The sequence below is a fragment of the Streptococcus mitis genome, from assembly GCF_946190335.1.
In the GTDB taxonomy this organism is placed as follows: domain Bacteria; phylum Bacillota; class Bacilli; order Lactobacillales; family Streptococcaceae; genus Streptococcus; species Streptococcus mitis_CH.
This window is the reverse complement of the sequence record NZ_CAMHZN010000001.1, coordinates 420,951-440,033: the sequence shown is the minus strand read 5'-3', so window position 1 is coordinate 440,033 and position 19,083 is coordinate 420,951. Positions and strand designations below refer to the sequence as shown.

The 19,083-nt window shown below is 40.3% G+C and carries 22 protein-coding genes; 20 read left to right on the top strand and 2 right to left on the bottom strand.

The annotated features are described in order from the left end of the window. Positions 1-42 precede the first annotated feature (42 nt). Positions 43-750, top strand: coding sequence for a glucosamine-6-phosphate deaminase (locus N8O43_RS02295; protein ID WP_261089291.1), 708 nt, complete (start codon positions 43-45; stop codon positions 748-750). Positions 751-953: 203 nt separating this feature from the next. Here N8O43_RS02295 and N8O43_RS02290 read toward each other — a convergent pair whose 3' ends face one another. After that, the gene (locus tag N8O43_RS02290) at positions 954-1,538 is read right to left on the bottom strand and encodes a rhomboid family intramembrane serine protease (RefSeq protein ID WP_261089290.1); all 585 of its coding nucleotides are present in this window, start codon (positions 1,536-1,538) and stop codon (positions 954-956) included. Positions 1,539-1,748: 210 nt separating this feature from the next. On the opposite strand from N8O43_RS02290, the gene rpsU reads away from it, so the two are divergent. The 9 genes from rpsU (at position 1,749) to N8O43_RS02245 (ending at position 7,907) form a co-directional block, all read left to right on the top strand. Beyond that, positions 1,749-1,925, top strand: coding sequence for a 30S ribosomal protein S21 (gene rpsU / locus N8O43_RS02285; RefSeq protein ID WP_000048054.1), 177 nt, complete (start codon positions 1,749-1,751; stop codon positions 1,923-1,925). Between the two features lie 129 nt (positions 1,926-2,054). Beyond that, entirely contained in the window at positions 2,055-2,990 is a 936-nt protein-coding gene (gene hprK, locus N8O43_RS02280) for an HPr(Ser) kinase/phosphatase (protein ID WP_000115157.1), read from the top strand. After that, positions 2,983-3,771: a prolipoprotein diacylglyceryl transferase gene (lgt, locus tag N8O43_RS02275; RefSeq protein ID WP_261089289.1), complete on the top strand. Its 789-nt coding sequence runs from the start codon at positions 2,983-2,985 to the stop codon at positions 3,769-3,771. The genes hprK and lgt overlap by 8 nt, the downstream gene beginning before the upstream one ends. Beyond that, on the top strand, positions 3,772-4,155 hold the full coding sequence (locus N8O43_RS02270) for a DUF948 domain-containing protein (protein WP_390897750.1): 384 nt from the start codon (positions 3,772-3,774) through the stop codon (positions 4,153-4,155). Between the two features lie 15 nt (positions 4,156-4,170). Further along, a complete protein-coding gene (locus N8O43_RS02265; RefSeq protein ID WP_153219347.1) occupies positions 4,171-4,560 on the top strand; it encodes a YtxH domain-containing protein in 390 nt (129 codons plus the stop codon). An 83-nt stretch (positions 4,561-4,643) separates the two neighbouring features. Continuing rightward, positions 4,644-5,774, top strand: a complete 1,131-nt coding sequence (gene hemW / locus N8O43_RS02260) for a radical SAM family heme chaperone HemW (RefSeq protein WP_261089288.1) — start codon at positions 4,644-4,646, stop codon at positions 5,772-5,774. A 4-nt stretch (positions 5,775-5,778) separates the two neighbouring features. After that, a complete protein-coding gene (locus N8O43_RS02255) occupies positions 5,779-6,516 on the top strand; it encodes an acyl-[acyl-carrier-protein] thioesterase (RefSeq protein ID WP_261089287.1) in 738 nt (245 codons plus the stop codon). A gap of 10 nt (positions 6,517-6,526) precedes the next feature. Further along, entirely contained in the window at positions 6,527-7,300 is a 774-nt protein-coding gene (locus N8O43_RS02250) for a TIGR01457 family HAD-type hydrolase (protein ID WP_000875447.1), read from the top strand. Continuing rightward, positions 7,290-7,907 carry a TIGR01906 family membrane protein gene (locus tag N8O43_RS02245; protein ID WP_261089286.1) on the top strand — a complete coding sequence of 206 codons (618 nt, stop codon included), beginning with the start codon at positions 7,290-7,292 and terminating at the stop codon, positions 7,905-7,907. The genes N8O43_RS02250 and N8O43_RS02245 overlap by 11 nt, the downstream gene beginning before the upstream one ends. 141 nt (positions 7,908-8,048) lie before the next feature. Here the strand turns inward: N8O43_RS02245 and N8O43_RS02240 are convergent, their stop codons facing one another. Further along, positions 8,049-8,948, bottom strand: coding sequence for a helix-turn-helix domain-containing protein (locus tag N8O43_RS02240; protein ID WP_024057501.1), 900 nt, complete (start codon positions 8,946-8,948; stop codon positions 8,049-8,051). A 192-nt stretch (positions 8,949-9,140) separates the two neighbouring features. Here N8O43_RS02240 and N8O43_RS02235 point away from each other — a divergent pair, with 192 nt between their 5' ends. The 10 genes from N8O43_RS02235 to pstA all read left to right on the top strand — a co-directional run bounded on the left by N8O43_RS02235 (position 9,141) and on the right by pstA (position 19,075). Continuing rightward, on the top strand, positions 9,141-10,199 hold the full coding sequence (locus N8O43_RS02235) for a PspC-like choline-binding domain-containing protein (protein WP_261089285.1): 1,059 nt from the start codon (positions 9,141-9,143) through the stop codon (positions 10,197-10,199). Between the two features lie 19 nt (positions 10,200-10,218). Continuing rightward, positions 10,219-11,319, top strand: a complete 1,101-nt coding sequence (locus N8O43_RS09705) for a hypothetical protein (protein ID WP_045597016.1) — start codon at positions 10,219-10,221, stop codon at positions 11,317-11,319. Between the two features lie 345 nt (positions 11,320-11,664). Beyond that, positions 11,665-13,203 (top strand): DUF6287 domain-containing protein, encoded by a 1,539-nt coding sequence (locus N8O43_RS02225; protein WP_033686778.1) that lies wholly within the window; start codon positions 11,665-11,667, stop codon positions 13,201-13,203. A 234-nt stretch (positions 13,204-13,437) separates the two neighbouring features. Next, positions 13,438-13,839, top strand: a complete 402-nt coding sequence (locus N8O43_RS02220; RefSeq protein ID WP_000631254.1) for a Spx/MgsR family RNA polymerase-binding regulatory protein — start codon at positions 13,438-13,440, stop codon at positions 13,837-13,839. After that, a complete protein-coding gene (locus N8O43_RS02215) occupies positions 13,839-14,117 on the top strand; it encodes a UPF0223 family protein (RefSeq protein WP_023946312.1) in 279 nt (92 codons plus the stop codon). Before N8O43_RS02220 ends, N8O43_RS02215 begins: the two co-directional genes overlap by 1 nt. Then, complete coding sequence (locus tag N8O43_RS02210) at positions 14,107-14,880, top strand: inositol monophosphatase family protein (protein ID WP_261089284.1); 774 nt, start codon at positions 14,107-14,109, stop codon at positions 14,878-14,880. The genes N8O43_RS02215 and N8O43_RS02210 overlap by 11 nt, the downstream gene beginning before the upstream one ends. Next, positions 14,881-16,185, top strand: coding sequence for an RsmF rRNA methyltransferase first C-terminal domain-containing protein (locus N8O43_RS02205; protein WP_261089283.1), 1,305 nt, complete (start codon positions 14,881-14,883; stop codon positions 16,183-16,185). Positions 16,186-16,405: 220 nt separating this feature from the next. Continuing rightward, a complete protein-coding gene (locus tag N8O43_RS02200) occupies positions 16,406-17,284 on the top strand; it encodes a phosphate ABC transporter substrate-binding protein PstS (protein WP_261089282.1) in 879 nt (292 codons plus the stop codon). Then, on the top strand, positions 17,284-18,201 hold the full coding sequence (pstC, locus tag N8O43_RS02195; RefSeq protein ID WP_001070903.1) for a phosphate ABC transporter permease subunit PstC: 918 nt from the start codon (positions 17,284-17,286) through the stop codon (positions 18,199-18,201). The genes N8O43_RS02200 and pstC overlap by 1 nt, the downstream gene beginning before the upstream one ends. Further along, the gene (gene pstA / locus N8O43_RS02190; protein ID WP_000543046.1) at positions 18,191-19,075 is read left to right on the top strand and encodes a phosphate ABC transporter permease PstA; all 885 of its coding nucleotides are present in this window, start codon (positions 18,191-18,193) and stop codon (positions 19,073-19,075) included. The genes pstC and pstA overlap by 11 nt, the downstream gene beginning before the upstream one ends. Positions 19,076-19,083 lie beyond the last annotated feature (8 nt).

The window sequence follows — 19,083 nt, the reverse complement described above, 5'->3', positions numbered from 1 at the left end:
TATACCATATAATAAATATAGATTAAAACGGAGGATGAAAAGATGAAAGTTATTAAAGTTGAAAACCAAATCGAAGGTGGAAAAGTTGCTTTTGAGATTTTGAAGGAAAAATTGGCCAATGGAGCTCAAACACTAGGACTTGCGACAGGAAGTAGCCCACTTGAATTTTACAAGGAAATTGTTGAAAGTGACCTTGATTTTTCAAATCTAACCAGTGTCAACCTTGATGAGTATGTAGGACTTGATGGAGATAATCCACAGTCTTACCGTTACTTCATGCAAGAAAACTTGTTTAACCAAAAACCATTTAAAGAAAGTTTCTTACCTCGTGGTGTTAAGGACAATGCTGAAGCTGAAGTTGAACGCTACAACCAAATTTTGGCTGACCATCCAGTTGACCTCCAAATCTTGGGAATTGGTCGCAATGGACATATCGGCTTTAATGAGCCTGGTACTCCATTTGACAGTCAAACACATCTAGTAGAACTTGACCAGTCTACTATTGAAGCCAATGCTCGCTTCTTTGACAAGATTGAAGACGTTCCAACTCAAGCCATTTCAATGGGAATTAAAAACATCTTGGATGCCAAGTCAATCCTTCTCTTTGCTTACGGTGAATCAAAAGCAGAAGCTATTGCTGGAACAGTGTCTGGTCCAGTGACTGAGAACTTACCAGCAAGTAGCCTACAAAACCACTCTGATGTGACCATCATTGCAGATGCTGAAGCGCTTAGCTTACTTGAAAAATAAAAAGTATAAAAACCACTTGCTCTTTGGAGTGAGTGGTTTTTTACTTCAAATGTTCACTATCCTGCTAAAAGAAATTTTTCTGTAAATCCCCGTAACAGTTGTCGATATTTCATATAAAAAGGTATCCAATAGAAAATTATTAAATGTCTGTAAACTGTGATATAATTGTATTGACTATTTTTTATGATACTATACGATTTTTATTAAGACAGTCGATAGTTGTTGATGCTGGAAACCATGATATAACTGGCAATTCCTGACATGTGAAGAAAGGTTGAAATCCAGCCTGTTATATTTGGTAGAAGCATGGTGAGAGATAGAACGATTAAAAGGATATAAAATAGTTTTAATCCTAAATTGAAATTTTTCCATATACTAAACATATTCATCACCCCACCCGTTACAAAAGCATAGCCAATAGCAGAGATACCCGATGCCTGAATTTCTTGATTCTGTGTTAATAGATGGAATACAATTGAAGATATTACCATAGAAGTAATAAAAACTAAAAATACATATTTTGATCCCCTTTTATACTCCAATAGCCCACCAAAAGGAAGTAACATTAAAGTATTTAAAACTAAATGAAACCATATAAACCATACTGGTGCTTCTTTACTTCCATGCATAAATGTACCACTAAAGTATTGCCAACAATAAATTGGCTTTGAATGAAATGCAAATAAGTCATACATTACACTTCCCCAAAAGGTAGTAAGAATTCCTAGCAATAAACAAATTACAACTAAAATACTGACCACAGGGTAAATTTTTATGATTCTTTTCATGTTATAGATTCACTTCTAAATAATACTAATTTTTGCTAATCAATATGTGTCACTATTATATCATTTCCATCTATAAATGTTAATCAATTTTAACAAGATTAAACAAGATTAAAATTGAAGATAATATAAGTTTATGGCAGTTTTTTCTTGACAATTATTCCTTTTACGTGTAAAATAGAATAGATCTTGAACTTGAAGGGAGTGAAAAAAATGTCTAAAACAGTAGTACGTAAGAATGAATCTCTTGACGACGCACTTCGTCGTTTCAAACGTGCGGTTACTAAAGCTGGTACTCTTCAAGAAACACGCAAACGTGAATTCTATGAAAAACCTTCTGTAAAACGTAAACGTAAATCAGAAGCAGCTCGTAAACGTAAAAAATTCTAATTAGAAATGAAAGGCTAGAGAAATCTAGTCTTTTTCTTTTAAATAAATACTCCAAAGCCTGCAAAAATCTCAAATATCCTCCTACAATTTGATATAATAGAGAGAAGAACTCATTTGAAGGAGGAAATGATGTCGGTTTTAGTAAAAGAAGTGATTGAAAAGCTCAGACTAGACATTGTCTATGGCGAACCAGAATTACTTGAAAAGGAAATTAATACCGCGGACATTACGCGACCTGGTCTTGAAATGACGGGCTATTTTGACTATTATACGCCTGAGCGAATCCAGCTCTTGGGAATGAAGGAGTGGTCCTACCTCGTTTCGATGTCCTCTCACAACCGTTACCAAGTCTTGAAAAAAATGTTTCTACCTGAGACACCTGCGGTCATTGTTGCTCGTGGTTTGGTGGTTCCGGAGGAAATGTTAAAGGCAGCCAGAGAATGTAAGATTGCCATCTTAACTAGTCGTACAGCAACCAGTCGTTTATCTGGAGAGTTATCTAGTTATCTGGATTCACGTTTAGCAGAACGGACCAGTGTGCACGGTGTCTTGATGGATATCTATGGTATGGGTGTCTTGATTCAGGGTGATAGTGGCATCGGTAAGAGTGAGACAGGTCTGGAGCTTGTCAAACGTGGTCACCGCTTGGTAGCTGATGACCGGGTCGATATCTTTGCCAAGGATGAGATTACTCTTTGGGGTGAACCGGCTGAAATCTTGAGACACCTGATTGAAATTCGTGGGGTTGGGATTATCGATGTCATGAGCCTCTACGGTGCGAGTGCGGTCAAGGATTCTTCACAAGTCCAGCTGGCTGTTTACTTGGAAAACTATGATACACATAAGACCTTTGATCGTCTTGGAAACAATGCAGAGGAACTTGAAATTTCTGGCGTATCTATTCCTCGTATCCGAATCCCAGTTAAAACGGGTCGTAATATCTCTGTTGTGATTGAGGCAGCTGCCATGAATTATCGTGCCAAGGAAATGGGATTTGATGCGACTCGTTTGTTCGAAGAACGCTTGACAAATCTCATTGCTCAGAACGAGGTGCCTAATGCTTGATCCAATTGCTATCCATCTAGGTCCTCTAGCCATTCGTTGGTATGCCTTGTGTATTGTGACAGGTTTGATTCTTGCGGTTTATTTGACCATGAAAGAAGCGCCTAGAAAGAAGATCATACCAGACGATATTTTAGATTTTATCTTGATCGCTTTTCCTCTGGCTATTTTAGGAGCACGGCTCTATTATGTTATTTTCCGTTTTGATTACTATAGTCAGAACTTGGGAGAAATTTTTGCCATTTGGAATGGTGGCTTGGCCATTTACGGTGGTTTGATAACTGGTGCCCTTGTCCTCTATGTCTTTGCTGATCGTAAACTCATCAATACTTGGGATTTTCTAGATATTGCGGCGCCAAGCGTCATGATTGCCCAAAGTTTGGGTCGCTGGGGAAATTTCTTTAACCAAGAAGCCTACGGGGCTGCAGTAGATAATTTGGATTATCTACCTGGCTTTATCCGTGACCAAATGTATATTGAAGGGAGCTACCGTCAGCCGACCTTCCTTTATGAGTCTCTTTGGAATCTACTTGGATTTGCCTTGATTTTGATTGCCAGACGAAAATGGAAGAGCCTCAGACGAGGTCATATCACTGCCTTCTACTTGATTTGGTATGGTTTCGGTCGTATGGTCATCGAAGGCATGCGGACAGATAGTCTCATGTTCTTTGGCCTTCGAGTATCTCAATGGTTATCAGTTGTTCTTATCGGACTGGGTATTTTTATCATTCTTTATCAAAATCGAAAGAAGGCCCCTTACTATTTTACTGAGGAGGAAAACTAAATGTTAGAAGTTGCATATATTCTTGTCGCCCTTGCTTTGATTGTATTTTTAGTGTATCTAATCATTACTGTACAAAAGCTTGGCCGTGTTATCGATGAAACAGAGAAGACGATTAAGACCTTGACTTCAGATGTGGATGTGACCTTGCATCATACCAATGAATTACTGGCTAAGGTCAATGTCTTGGCAGATGATATCAATGTCAAGGTGGCAACAATTGATCCGCTCTTTAGCGCTGTTGCAGATTTATCTCTATCTGTTTCAGACCTCAATGACCATGCGCGTGTCTTGAGCAAGAAAGCTTCATCAGCTGGGTCAAAAACACTCAAGACTGGTGCAAGTTTGTCAGCTCTTCGTGTCGCAAGTAAATTATTCAAAAAATAAAAAAGGAGAATCCTTATGGGTAAACTATCCTCAATCCTTTTAGGAACCGTTTCAGGTGCAGCTCTTGCCTTGTTTTTAACAAGCGACAAGGGCAAACAAGTTTGCAGTCAGGCTCAAGATTTTCTAGATGATTTGAAAGAAGATCCTGAGTATGCCAAGGAGCAGGTCTGTGAAAAACTGACAGAAGTCAAGGAGCAGGCTACAGATTTTGTTCTTAAAACCAAAGAACAGGTTGAGTCGGGTGAAATCACTGTGGATAGTGTACTTGCTCAAGCCAAATCATGTGCTCGTCAAGCGACAAAAGCATCAAAAGATCGATTCAATAATCTCAAGGAGCAATGGCAAGAAAAGGCCGAAACTCTTGATGAATCAGAAGAGATTGTTATTGACATAACAGAAGAATAAACCATCACCATCTCTGGACGGACTGTGTATCTGGGGATGGTGATTTTTTTCTCCTAGCCTGTCTTTGTGGTATAATAATTACTATGCAGAAAAAACCAACGTCAGCCTATGTGCACATCCCATTTTGTACCCAGATTTGTTATTATTGTGACTTTTCAAAAGTTTTTATCAAGAATCAGCCGGTAGATAGTTATTTGGAACATCTGTTAGAAGAGTTTCAATCTTATGATATTCAAAAGTTGAGAACCCTCTATATCGGTGGTGGTACACCGACAGCCCTGTCGGCTCCGCAACTGGAGGTATTGCTGGATGGCTTGACTAAAAACTTGGACTTGTCAGTCTTGGAAGAGTTGACCATTGAAGCCAATCCAGGCGATTTGGATGCGGAAAAGATAGCTGTTTTGAAAAACTCGGCTGTCAATCGTGTTTCGCTAGGTGTGCAGACCTTTGATGATAAGATGCTGAAAAAGATTGGGCGCAGTCATTTGGAGAAAGATATTTATGAAAATATCGACCGCCTGAAACTGGCTGGTTTTGACAACATCTCTATCGACTTGATTTATGCACTGCCTGGCCAGACTATGGAGCAAGTCAAGGAAAATGTGGCTAAAGCCATTGGACTGGATATTCCTCATATGAGTTTGTATAGCTTGATTTTAGAAAACCATACGGTCTTTATGAATCGGATGCGACGTGGGAAATTGCCTCTTCCTAAAGAGGAACTGGAAGCTGAGATGTTTGAGTACATCATTGCAGAATTGGAGCGAGCAGGTTTTGAGCATTACGAGATTTCCAATTTCTCCAAACCCGGTTTTGAAAGTCGTCACAATCTCATGTACTGGGACAATGCCGAATACTATGGCATTGGTGCTGGGGCATCGGGTTATGTCAATGGTGTTCGTTATAAAAATCATGGTCCCATTCGTCATTATCTCAGTGCGGTTGAGGAAGGCAATGCTCGTATCACAGAAGAGCAGCTGAGTCAAAAAGAACAAATGGAAGAAGAAATGTTCTTGGGGCTCCGCAAGAAATCAGGGGTTTCTATGACACGATTTGAGGAAAAATTTGGCCGGTCCTTTGAGGGACTTTATGGCGAAATTGTCAATGACTTGGTGCAACAAGGTCTCATGCAGATTGAGGGTGACCGCGTGCGCATGACAAAGAGAGGTCTCTTTTTGGGAGACACTGTAGCAGAACGATTTATTTTGGAGTAGGATGATGGGCTTAACTTATCAAATGAAAATGAAGATTCCTTTTGATATGGCTGATATGAACGGTCATATCAAGCTTCCAGATGTGATTTTACTGTCCTTGCAAGTTTCAGGGATGCAGTCGATTGAACTGGGAGTTAGTGATAAGGCCATTTTGGAAAACTATAATCTGGTCTGGATTATCACAGACTATGATATTGAGGTGGCTCGTTTGCCTCGTTTTGCGGAAGAAATCACCATCGAAACGGAAGCCCTGAGCTACAATCGACTCTTTTGCTACCGTCGCTTTACTATTTATGATGAAGAGGGACGGGAACTCATCCACATGATGGCGACCTTTGTTCTCATGGATCGAGATAGTCGAAAAGTCCATGCTGTCGAACCTGAGATTGTGGCTCCTTACCAGTCTGATTTTGATAAAAAGCTTATCCGCGGACCAAAGTATGAGACTTTGGAAGAGCCAATCAGCAAGGATTACCATGTTCGCTTTTACGACTTGGATATGAATGGTCATGTCAATAACAGTAAATACTTGGACTGGATTTTTGAGGTTATGGGAGCGGACTTTTTGACCCAATATATTCCCAAGAAAATCAACCTCAAGTATGTCAAGGAAGTTCGACCAGGTGGGGTGATTACATCGGCTGTTGAACGGACTGGATTGGAAAGTAAGCATGAGATTACAAGTGACGGGGCTACTAACGCCCAAGCTATCATCACTTGGCAAGAAATAAAAAAGGATTAGGGAGAAATAGATGAAATATAAAGGCTATTTAATTGATTTAGACGGAACAATTTATAAGGGGAAAGATAGAATTCCAGCAGGAGAGGCTTTTGTCCATGAATTGCAAAAGCGGGACATTCCCTATCTCTTTGTAACCAACAATACAACCCGTACTCCAGAGAGTGTTCAGGAAATGTTGGCTCAGAATTTTAATATCGATACGCCCCTATCGACTGTCTACACAGCGACTTTGGCGACTATCGACTATATGAACGACTTGGGGCTTGAAAAGACAGTATATGTCATCGGAGAATCAGGTCTCAAGGAAGCCATCAAGGCGGCTGGTTATGTGGAAGACAAGGAAAATCCTGCCTATGTGGTAGTAGGTCTGGACTGGCAAGTTGATTATGAAAAATTTGCGACAGCAACTCTGGCTATCCAAAAGGGTGCTCACTTTATCGGAACCAATCCTGACCTCAACATCCCGACAGAACGCGGTCTTTTGCCAGGTGCTGGTTCACTGATTACCCTTCTTGAAGTGGCAACACGAGTGAAGCCTGTTTATATTGGAAAACCAAATGCCATCATTATGGATAAGGCGGTTGAGCACTTAGGTTTGGAACGTGAAGAATTAATCATGGTTGGGGACAATTATTTGACTGATATTCGAGCAGGGATTGACAATGGCATTCCAACGCTCTTGGTGACGACAGGTTTTACCAAGGCAGAAGAAGTGGCAGACCTGCCAATCGCACCGACTCATGTGGTTTCTAGCCTTGCGGAGTGGAACTTTGATGAAAACTAAATTAACCTTTTGGGCCTCTATGCTTTTTCTCCTCTCCCTCTCAATCCTTCTGACCATCTATCTGGCTTGGATTTTCTATCCGCTGGAAATTCAGTGGCTGAACTTAACGGATAGGACCTATTTAAAACCAGAAACTATTCAGTACAACTTTCATATCTTGATGAATTACCTTACCAATCCTTTTAGTCAGGTCTTAGAGATGCCAGATTTTCGTTCGTCAGCAGCTGGTCTGCACCACTTTGCGGTGGTGAAGAACCTCTTTCACTTGGTGCAGCTAGTTGCCCTAGTGACACTGCCAAGTTTCTATTTCTTTGTCAATAAGATTGTGAAAAAGGGATTTTTATCTTTATTTAGTAAAGGGCTCCTGGCCCTAGTGGTTTTGCCTTTGCTGATTGGACTTGGGGGAGTTCTGATTGGTTTTGACCAATTCTTTACTCTTTTCCATCAAATTCTCTTTGTGGGAGATGATACCTGGCTTTTTGACCCAGCCAAGGATCCAGTGATTCTGATTTTGCCAGAGACCTTCTTCCTTCATGCCTTCCTCCTCTTTTTTGCCCTCTATGAAATTTTCTTTGGTTTTCTGTACCTGAAAAGTCGTAGGAAGTAAAATTTTGGATGAAGCTTCATCATTAAAAACAGCCGAAATAGCCACAGTTGTTTCCTAACTGTGGCTATTTCGGCTGTTTTCTAATTTCTTCCCTGTTTATCGGGTCTGCCTCTACCTGCCAGTAGCAACTCAGCCCAGAGTTTATGGCCAATCAATTCCAGTTTTATTGAGCATTTTGACTTGTTGATAGAAGATGTCTCTAAATTGAGAAATAGTTTGGTCCAGGAAAAGACCATTCAGACTGTCCAGATAGGCTAAAATCTGACTTGCCAGTTTTATTCCCTCCTTCTTATCTTGTCTGAGCAAATTATAACATTCTTGCATTTTAATGATAAAAAATGCTTCTTGCAATACTACTTTTAGGGGATGTAATTCCTTAATTCTATATACATCAATTTTGTCCACTAAATTTTGGGCAAGTTGGTAATGCCCATTTCGAGAATAGGTTCGGATGATGTCTGAGAGTGTCAATATAAGCTCTCGTTTTTGTTTGAAATCAACAAATGTTTCTTCTAGCAAAGCAAGAGCTGTTTTTGCAATTTGTTGAAGTGTTTCTGTAGGAAAGTCAAAATATTCAACTAAAAGTGCAAATAAGGTGTAATCCTTTGGAAGCCAGTAGTTTAGATGAAATAAGGCAGTCTTAGCCCGATTGAGGATAGTCCAATCTTCTTTCAACAAATTCTCCTTATTTCTAAACATGCCTAAAGATTGGATATAGGCATGATCAGTGAAATAGGTATCAGATTCTAATATTTGAATCAATTCTAGAATCTTAGTTTGTGTTGTGAACCCAGTTTTTATAGCTTCGGGAAGTGAAGGATCCTGATACTGATAACGCGTAAGCAACATTATAACATCATGGTTATCATGGATTTTGAGATTTTCTAGGATTTTGAAGTAGGTGTCAACCTTGATGGTTGTGATGCCTTTTTCAAATTTACTGAGGTTGTTGGGACTAATAGCAGTACCAGCGGCTTCTTTTAGAGTAAAGCCTCTCTCCTCTCGGATTTGTTTGATAACTGAACCAAAGTTTATTTCCATTTTACTAATCTCCTTGTGATTTTACTTTATTATACACTATTTCAACTAGATAAGAAAAAAACAACAAAAAGATACGATATTGAGAAGTTTTGTAAGGGGTTTCGGCGAAAAACTATTTTTTTCGTCGTTTTTCTTCACGAGTGGGAAAAATCTGCTATACTCTAGGGGAATAAGATTTAAAGGAGTTTGTCTATGAAATTCAAACCAGTTTTGTTTGCTAGTTTAGCAGTAGCAGCGCTAGGAGCTGCGACAGTTCTTGATACAGAAGGAAACCTGCCTTTCTCATCACAGGTTGTTCATGCAGATTCGAGTGATATCGTGGGGATTAAAAAACATGATGTGAAAATTACACTAAAACAGCATCCTACATTAGAGAAATTAGATATCACGGCTACGATTGATAGTTTACCTAGAGGAGTATACAGTAATTCTATTAGTAGTGTTTTTGGTTTTTTTAAAAATGTTAACACTGGTGAACTTCATCAATATATTCTACCAAATATGTCGTTCACTTCTTATGAATTGTCAGTTTCAAGAGAGTTTTATTGGAATAATGATAATTTGATATCTTTAGCAGATGGAGATTATTGGATTGTGTATTCTGATACATTAGAGGATACAGAAGGTGCTCCTCGCTATGAACACCGTTACTACGGACAGTCTGAAATTGTAACGATTAAAGATCATAAAATCGTTAGTATCGGTGGACGAGGACAAGCTACAGCCCAGTCTCAAAGCTCTCAAGCTCAAACACATTCTACTACTAGCAGCACAGCTTCTGGAAAAAATGGCTGGTCAGGCAGCTCTTACTACCAAAATGGCAACAAGGTCTACAGCAAGTGGATCTATGATTACCAATATAAGTCTTACTTCTATATCGATGCTGCGGGTAACTATGTTCAAAATGCTTGGGTGGGCAATTACTACCTCAAATCTGGCGGTTACATGGCACAAAATGAGTGGGTATATGATAAAAACTATGGAGCCTATTACTATTTGACTGGTGAAGGTAGCTATGCTCGTAGTTCTTGGGTCGGTAACTATTACCTCAAAGCAAATGGTAAAATGGCCAAGAGCGAATGGATTTATGACAGAAATTATAGAGCATACTATTACCTAACAGGTGAAGGTAGTTATGCACGTAATGCTTGGATTGGTGATTATTACCTTAAATCTAATGGTAAGATGGCCGTTAGTGAACGAACTCCAGATGGCTATCGAGTAGATGGTTCAGGTAAATGGATTCGTTAGTAGGAGATGATGGTAATTTATGATGAAAATGAAAACAGTATTAGTATCGGCCTTGTTTATTTTTGCCGTAGGCACTGCAGCTCTCGTTAACGTTCAGGAAGTAATGGCTGCCACTCCTAAACTTGCTAAATCAGACTACGATCCTGCTAAAGTTAAGAATTTAAAAGTACAGATGAATTTGAGTCAAGATACAAGTTCGGGAAAATTAAAGATTACAGCTAGTATTGATACCTTCCCGGAAGGAATGAATGAGGTTTCTATTCCCTTCTTCTTATTTAATGTTAAAACTCAAGTGACTGAAAAGTTCCCTGGATTAGCTGATGCTATTTTTACACCTAGTCAACCAAGCGTGACAAGGGAATATGATATGAATCAGGCTAATTTGAATGCTTTTGCGGATGGCGAGTATCGAATTGTTTTGAGAGATTGGAAACAGCCTCCGTATGGTTACTATCGTTATTATGGTCACACTGAGATTGTTACCATCCAAGACCATAAAATGGTTGGAACAGGTACTCATATCGATCAGGCAAAAAATGGCTGGTTCGGTAATTCATACTATAAAAATGGAGTTAAAGCAAGAAACGAATATATTCGCAGTTCTGATAGAAGAGGAGTATATTATGTAGATTCGGATGGTAACTTGGTTGAAAATAAATGGTTTGGGAATTTCTACTTTAAACCTGGTGGTTTAATGGCACAGCAAGAGTGGATTTACGATAAAAATTATGGGGCCTGGTACTATATATTAGCTCAATCAGGATATGTAAAAAACGCTTGGATTGGGAATTACTACCTCAAATCTGATGGTAAAATGGCTCAGAGTGAGTGGATTTATGATAATTACTATAAATCATATTACTATTTAACATCAAATGGAAGCTACGCTCGAAACGCTTGGATTGGAAATTACTATCTCAAATCTAATGGTAAAATGGCCAAGAGTGAGTGGATTTATGACAGAAATTATGGAGCTTATTATTACTTAACTAGTGAAGGTAGCTATGCCCGCAATACTTGGGTAGGCGATTACTATCTTAAAGCTAACGGTAAGATGGCTGTTAATGAACGTACACCAGATGGTTACCGTGTAGATGGCTCAGGTAAATGGATTCGCTAGTAAGATATTGGTTGAAATAAAAACGAGAGAGCCTAATCTGTATGAGAAAAGGAATCCTTTTAGGAAATAATCTTAAAAGGATTTCTCTGTGTTTGAAATAAAACTATGAGTACCAATTTCTGTTATAACCATGCCACTATCATCATTCTTGTATTTTTGTAATTTACTTGCTACAATGGATAAAACAGTGTCTTCAATTACCAACTATGCTATTTTGACTTTCAACATGGTCGTCCTGGTTTAGGTTATATTGTTTACATTTTTGGATGGATCTTATTTGGCTATTATTTGGTGGACAAAAAATGGATACAATCAGAAAGGAATCATTGAGAAGATTTGAAAAAGATGAAAAAGTATTTACGATATAGTATTGTTTTCCTAGTTGCCCTGCTTTTTTTAGGGGCTTGTGGAAAGAAGGAAGAATCCTCTTCAGAGGTAATGGATCAGATTGATATTGCGAATTCTCTTGAAACAGACAATTTTGATGAGTGGTATCGTTCTTTTGGAACGATTGAACATTTATCAGGTGAGATGCCCTTATTTGGAACCATTGATCTTGGTTATAATGGTCAGGCCATTATTGTAAGAGATGGAAAAGAGATGTTGCATGGCCGTGATCGTGGTGGAATGATGAAAGGTCAATTTACGATTAAAAAGTATGCAGGGGACACGAAGATCACGACCATTGATTACGAGCTCGACAAAACATATGTTGTTGGAAAGACCTATTCCAAAACAACAGTCCTACCAGAAGTTGAGGTATCGCTTTCTATATCTCAGGAAGAGATTGACCGCATTGAAACAGACTTTAAAGATCAGTCCTATACTTTTTATGGCTACAAGGACCCTAACGGCTATCTGATTTTGACAGATGGTAAAGAAGATAAACCAACAGTCTATCTTTATAAGCTGGAGCAACCCATGGAATTGAAAGTCACTGCCGAAAAGGCTGCGGTTCGTAAGGAACCACTCTATGATTCAGAAGTGTTCACTGAACTCAGCAAGGATCAAAGAATAACGGCTTCTAATTCGGTTGCTGGAGAGAGAAAAGATAGAGGCCATATTTGGTACCAAATTGATGTAGAAGGTAAAACTGGTTTTATACTGCAAGCGGATATTATCGATCCTAAAACAAATCATTACCCTACCAATATGATTGCTACGAGACGTTCATTTAAGGTACCGGAAATCTTGAATGGAAATTTGCATCTAATAGCAGATACCTGGGTTAATGCTGCGGGTGAAGAAATCACTATCAAACCAGATGGCAGTATGAGTAACGGAGATCGCTTGCAAATAGGATCAGAGAAAGTAGATATAGCTGCACTGATTGTTGGAAGAACAGAAGAAGGTGTCCTTGTTTATCCAGCTAATACACCAAGTCATTCTCAAGGTGGCCGGTCAGATAGTAGTAAGGATCGGATAGCCTTCTCAAATAGTCCATTTATTCCAACAGATAAGTTTTTCTACAGAAAATCAGATGGCATAACAACTTTTGATAATACAAGCTCTCAGAATGGTACTAATCAGGAGACGTCTCAGAGTTCGAGTCGTGAACCTGTAGTTGGTAATCCTTCTGTTCGAAATCCTCAAAAGGATGAAATATCACTAGTAGCAGGTAGTTGGTCAAGGACTGGTTCAGAACCTAAAAACTGGATTATTCATGATTCTGGCTTAGTCAATAAATATGAACGAATCTTTTTGTCCAAGAACCAAGAAGGAGCAGTTGGAAAGAGATTTGAGATTGGAAGACGAGCAACAACACCTGTACTCTTTATACCGGCAGGAACGCCTCACGGTGCGTCAGATTCATCCAAAGACCGTCTATTCTTTGAGGAATTTGGAAAATCAGATAGAGCTGAAGATTATTACTATCGAGATTAGAAGATACGTTTAAAAGTAAAATAGTGTCGCAAGATTGTGGCGTTCTTTTTTGTGAGCCCAATACTTCCCTATATAGCTCTCCAAGAGTGAATTAACTAAATAAGAAATGTATTAATCGTTCGCAAACAGTCTATTTTTCTTGAAAAAATAGGCTTTTTTTCTAAAAATCTCTAGTCAAGCGCTTTATTTTTTTGTATAATAGAAGTAGCAAAGTATAGATAAGAAGAGAAAAGCATGATTACACTATTTCTATCACCGAGCTGTACTTCATGTCGTAAGGCAAAGGCCTGGTTAGAAAAACATAAGGTTCCCTTTGAGGAACACAATATTATGACCAGTCCTTTAACAAGAAAAGAATTGCAACACATCCTTTCCTTGACCGAAAATGGTACTGATGACATCATTTCAACTCGTTCAAAAATTTTTCAAAAATTAGATATTGATGTAGAAAGTATTTCGGTATCGGAATTGCTTCATTTGATTGAGCAGTACCCTAGTCTTTTGCGTCGTCCCATTATTATTGATGCCAAACGTATGCAAATCGGTTTTAATGAAGATGAGATTCGTGCTTTTCTCCCTCGTAGTTACCGTAAGCAAGAACTAAAAGAAGCAAGAATGAGAGCTGGTATTAGTTAATGAACAAACAGTATAGTTACCCACTAGATTTGTCGTGGAGCACTGAAGAACTTGCTTCAGTGCTTTCTTTTTTTAATGATGTTGAAGCTGCCTATGAGGGCAAGGTAGAGGCTCAAAAGTTACTGGACTCCTATAAAGGATTCAAAGCGGTCGTGCCAAGTAAGAGCGAAGAAAAACGTTTGGGACGAGAATTTGAAACAGTGAGTGGCTATTCGCTTTACCGAGCAGTTCAGGCGGCTAAGGAAAAAGGGGAAGGAAAGATTTCTCTTGGAAAGTAAGTTTGAATTTGCTAAAGAGCTAATTAAGAAAGCAGGCCAGTACATTCTTGACCACATGCAGGAAGACTTGTGTGTTGAGACCAAGTCCTCTCCAACAGATTTGGTGACCAGACTGGACAAGGAAGTTCAGGAGCTATTGGTTGGTGAGATTTTGTCTCGTTATCCTGAGGATAAGATTTGTGCTGAAGAAGGTTGTCTGCGAGCCTCGGTTCAAGAGGGCAAGGTTTGGGTCATTGATCCGATTGATGGTACCAATAACTTTGTGGCCCAGCAGGAAGATTTTGCTGTTATGGTGGCTTACTTTGAAAATGGTCAGGGACAGTTTGGTCTGATTTATGATGTGGTCAAAGGGGATTGTTACCACGGTGGTGGGGAATTTCCAGTTTGTCTAAATGATAAGCCCCTAGCTCCCTTTCAAGCAAAACCACTTGGAGATTTTCTCATTGCAGGAAATAGTGGTATGCTGGAAACCAACGAATGGGGTCTGGCTGATTTGAGTCGAGCGGTCCTCGGTGTTCGTGTCTATGGAAGTGCGGCCATTAGTTTTGCCAAGATTTTGTCAGGGCGTTTGTTGACTTATATCACTTATCTGCAACCATGGGATTATGCCGCAGCTAGTATTTTAGGGGAAAGTCTGGGCTATCGGGTTGTGACTCTATCTGGTGAGGCTCTTGATTTTCAAACCAGACAGCCGGTCATAATGCTACCTCTTGAGATGCAGGAGGAAATTCAGTCCTATATTTACGAAAGGAAAATAACTTAAATGCAATTTCCAGAAGGATTTGTTGAAAAATATGAAGAGATACTAGGAGATGAGGCAAGAGATTTTCTTGCCTCTTTTGAGGAGGAAGCGGTTTCTGCCTTTCGGGTCAATCCTTTAAAAGAAGCGCCAGCTTCCTTTTCTGATCCCATTCCTCAAACTCCTTGGGGCCACTATGGTAAGGTTTCAGGGAAATCGTCTGAGCATGCTACTGGTTTGGTTTATTCGCAAGAACCTGCTGCTCAGATGGTTGCTCAGGTAGCCCAGCCTAGTCCTGGTATGAAAGTTTTGGATTTGGCCGCTGCACCGGGTGGAAAATCAACTCAGCTGGCAGCCTATCTAGCAGGGGAGGGTCTCCTTGTTTCCAATGAAATTTCAAGCAAACGGGCTAAGATTTTAGTAGAAAACATGGAGCGCTTTGGAGCGACAAATGTCGTGGTGACCAATGAATCTGCTGACCGCTTGGCCAAGGTTTTTAAAGGCTATTTTGACCTCATTGTCCTTGATGCCCCCTGCTCTGGTGAAGGGATGTTTCGTAAGCAACCAGATGCTATGGACTATTGGAGCTTAGATTATCCGAGTCAATGTGCTAGCTTGCAAAGAGAAATTCTGGAAGATGCAGTAACCATGCTAGCTGAAGGTGGTCGCTTGGTTTATTCAACCTGTACCTGGGCCCCCGAGGAAAACGAAGAGATTGTCAATTGGCTACTGGAGGAGTATGATTTTGATTTGTTGCCAGTAGAGTATATCAATGGAATGGTAGCTGGAATTGACTTGCCAGAAACGGCTCGGATGTATCCTCATCATTTTAAGGGAGAGGGGCAGTTTGTAGCCCATTTGCAATTTAAAGGTGAAAATCTAGCACCAAAATGTAAGGCAAGTAAGAGCAATCTCAGTCGAGAACAAGTTACTTTGTGGCAGGAATTTGCCCAAAAACATTTGAAGGTCAATCTACCGGGAATCTTGCAGACTTTTGGTGACCAACTCTATCTCCTGCCAGAACTTTTGCCAGATTTAGGGAAACTCAAGATTGCTCGGAATGGCCTGCATCTGGGTACTTTTAAGAAGAAACGTTTTGAACCTAGTTTTGCTCTTGGTCTAGCCTTGAAACCGAGTCAGGTCAAGCAGTCGGTTGAAATTGACCAAGAAGCGTTTGTCAAGTATGTGGCTGGAGAAACCGTTCAGCTGGCGGACAGTCTGCCAAATGGTTGGTACCAAGTTTTAGTTCAAGGAAATGGTTTGGGATTTGGAAAGGTGACTGGAAATGTTTTGAAAAATTATTTTCCAAAAGGCCTCAGATTCAAGTGAAAATGCTAGTCAAAGTAGCTTGTCTATGTTATAGTGGAAGTATGGATTTTTTTCAAATTGTCTTTCATTTTAAGTCAAAATTGGTGGGAAAGGTAACTGAGCAAATTTCTAGTAAAACCAAGTAAAGAACTTCAGTTGGCTCCCCATTTTCAAAAGAAAAACATAAATAAATAGTTGAAAAAATTCACAGCATTCACCATTATTTTCAAGGAGAAAAACAGTGAAAAAAAGGAAAAAACTCGCTCTATCCCTTGTAGCTCTTTTGCTAGCAGGCTCTTTGGCGGGATGTGCTAGCTGGATTGATCGTGGAGAATCCATGACAGCTGTTGGCTCAACGGCTCTTCAGCCCTTGGTCGAAGCAGCAGCAGATGAATTTGGCTCTATGCACGTTGGAAAAACAGTCAACGTCCAAGGTGGAGGATCTGGTACAGGTCTGTCTCAGGTTCAGTCTGGAGCCGTTGATGTAGGAAATTCAGACGTATTTGCCGAGGAAAAAGACGGTATCAACGCATCCGCTCTAGTGGATCATAAGGTAGCCGTAGCGGGCTTGGCAGTCATTGTAAATAAGGAAGTTGATGTTGAAAATCTGACAACTGAACAACTCCGTAGCATCTTCACAGGTCAAGTAACCAACTGGAAAGAAGTCGGTGGGAAAGACCTAGCCATTTCTATTATCAACCGTGCGGCAAGTTCTGGTTCGCGTGCAACCTTTGATAGTGTTGTCATGGATGGTCAATCTGCCGTGCAGAGTCAAGAACAGGATTCAAACGGGATGGTCAAAAACATTGTTTCCCAGACACCAGGAGCCATTTCTTACCTAGCCTTTGCCTATGTGGATGACTCGGTGAAACGCATGAAGTTGAATGGCTATGAGCCGATTGCAGAAAATGTTACAAGCAATAACTGGCCTTTGTGGTCTTATGAACACATGTACACCCTAGGTCAACCAAATGAATTGGTGGCAGAATTCCTCAACTTTGTCCTCTCTGATGAAGCGCAAAGCGGAATCGTTAAGGGAATGGGCTATATTTCTGTTAAGGAAATGAAGGTTGAAAAAGATGCTGTAGGAACGGTGACAGCACTAGAAGGGAGTCACTAATGAATCAAGAAGAATTAGCTAAAAAATTACTTTCTCCCTCAAAGAACTCTCGTCTAGAGAAATTAGGAAAAGGCTTGACCTTTGCCTGTCTATCTTTGATTGTTATCATTGTGGCCATGATTTTGATTTTCGTAGCCCAAAAAGGTTTGTCGACCTTCTTTGTCAATGGGGTCAACATCTTTGATTTCCTCTTTGGCCAAACTTGGAATCCTTCAGGTAAACAATTTGGTGCCCTTCCTATGATTTTGGGTTCCTTTATTGTCACAATCCTGTCAGCCCTTATCGCTACTCCTTTTGCCATTGGAGCAGCTGTCTTTATGACCGAAGTCTCACCAAAAGGTGCTAGAATCTTGCAACCAGCCATTGAATTGCTGGTCGGGATTCCTTCAGTCGTGTATGGATTTATCGGTTTGCAGGTCGTAGTTCCTTTTGTCCGTAGTGTCTTTGGTGGAACTGGTTTTGGGATTTTGTCAGGGATTTTCGTTCTCTTTGTTATGATTTTACCGACGGTAACCTTTATGACAACGGATAGCTTGCGTGCGGTGCCTCGTCACTACCGCGAAGCTAGTTTGGCTATGGGGGCCACTCGCTGGCAAACCATTTGGCGTGTGACCTTGAAGGCGGCGCGTTCAGGTATTTTTACAGCAGTGGTCTTTGGGATGGCACGTGCCTTTGGTGAGGCCTTGGCCATTCAGATGGTAGTTGGAAACTCAGCCGTTGTCCCAACTTCATTGACAACACCTGCTGCGACATTGACCTCTGTTTTGACCATGGGTATCGGAAATACCGTTATGGGAACTGTTGATAATAACGTTCTCTGGTCACTGGCCTTAGTCTTGCTCTTGATGAGTTTGGCTTTCAACAGTGTGATTAAATTGATTACGAAAGAAAGAGGAAAGAAAAACTATGCACGCTAAGAAATTAGATAAAATTGCAACAGCTGTCCTCTACTCAATTGCAGGAATTATCGTTGCCATCTTGGCATCCTTGATTCTCTATATCTTGGTTCGTGGTTTGCCCCACATCTCTTGGTCTTTCTTGACTGGCAAATCATCTTCTTACCAAGCAGGCGGAGGGATTGGAATTCAGCTCTATAATTCCTTCTTCCTTCTGGTTATTACCTTGATTATCTCTGTTCCCTTGTCTATGGGGGCTGGGATTTTCCTAGCTGAATATGCCAAAAAAGGTCCGGTGACAAACTTTGTCAGAACCTGTATTGAAATCTTGTCTTCACTCCCATCAGTGGTTGTAGGTCTCTTTGGTTACTTGATCTTTGTAGTTCAGTTTGAGTATGGATTTTCAATCATTTCAGGTGCCTTGGCCTTGACAGTCTTTAACTTGCCTCAGATGACTCGTAATGTTGAAGATAGCTTGAAACACGTTCACCATACGCAACGTGAGGCTGGTCTGGCCCTTGGGATTTCTCGTTGGGAGACTGTGGTCCATGTGGTCATTCCAGAAGCCCTACCAGGTATTGTAACGGGGGTTGTCTTGGCCTCTGGCCGTATCTTTGGTGAGGCGGCTGCTCTCATCTATACAGCAGGACAATCTGCTCCAGCCCTTGACTGGTCTAACTGGAATATTCTCAGTGTGACCAGCCCAATTTCTATCTTCCGTCAAGCAGAAACCTTGGCTGTCCATATCTGGAAAGTCAATAGCGAAGGAACCATTCCTGATGGAACTATCGTATCAGCAGGTTCTGCAGCTGTGCTCCTTATCTTTATCCTCATCTTTAACTTTGGAGCTCGCAAACTCGGAAGCTACCTACATAAGAAATTAACCGCTGCCTAAAGGAGAAG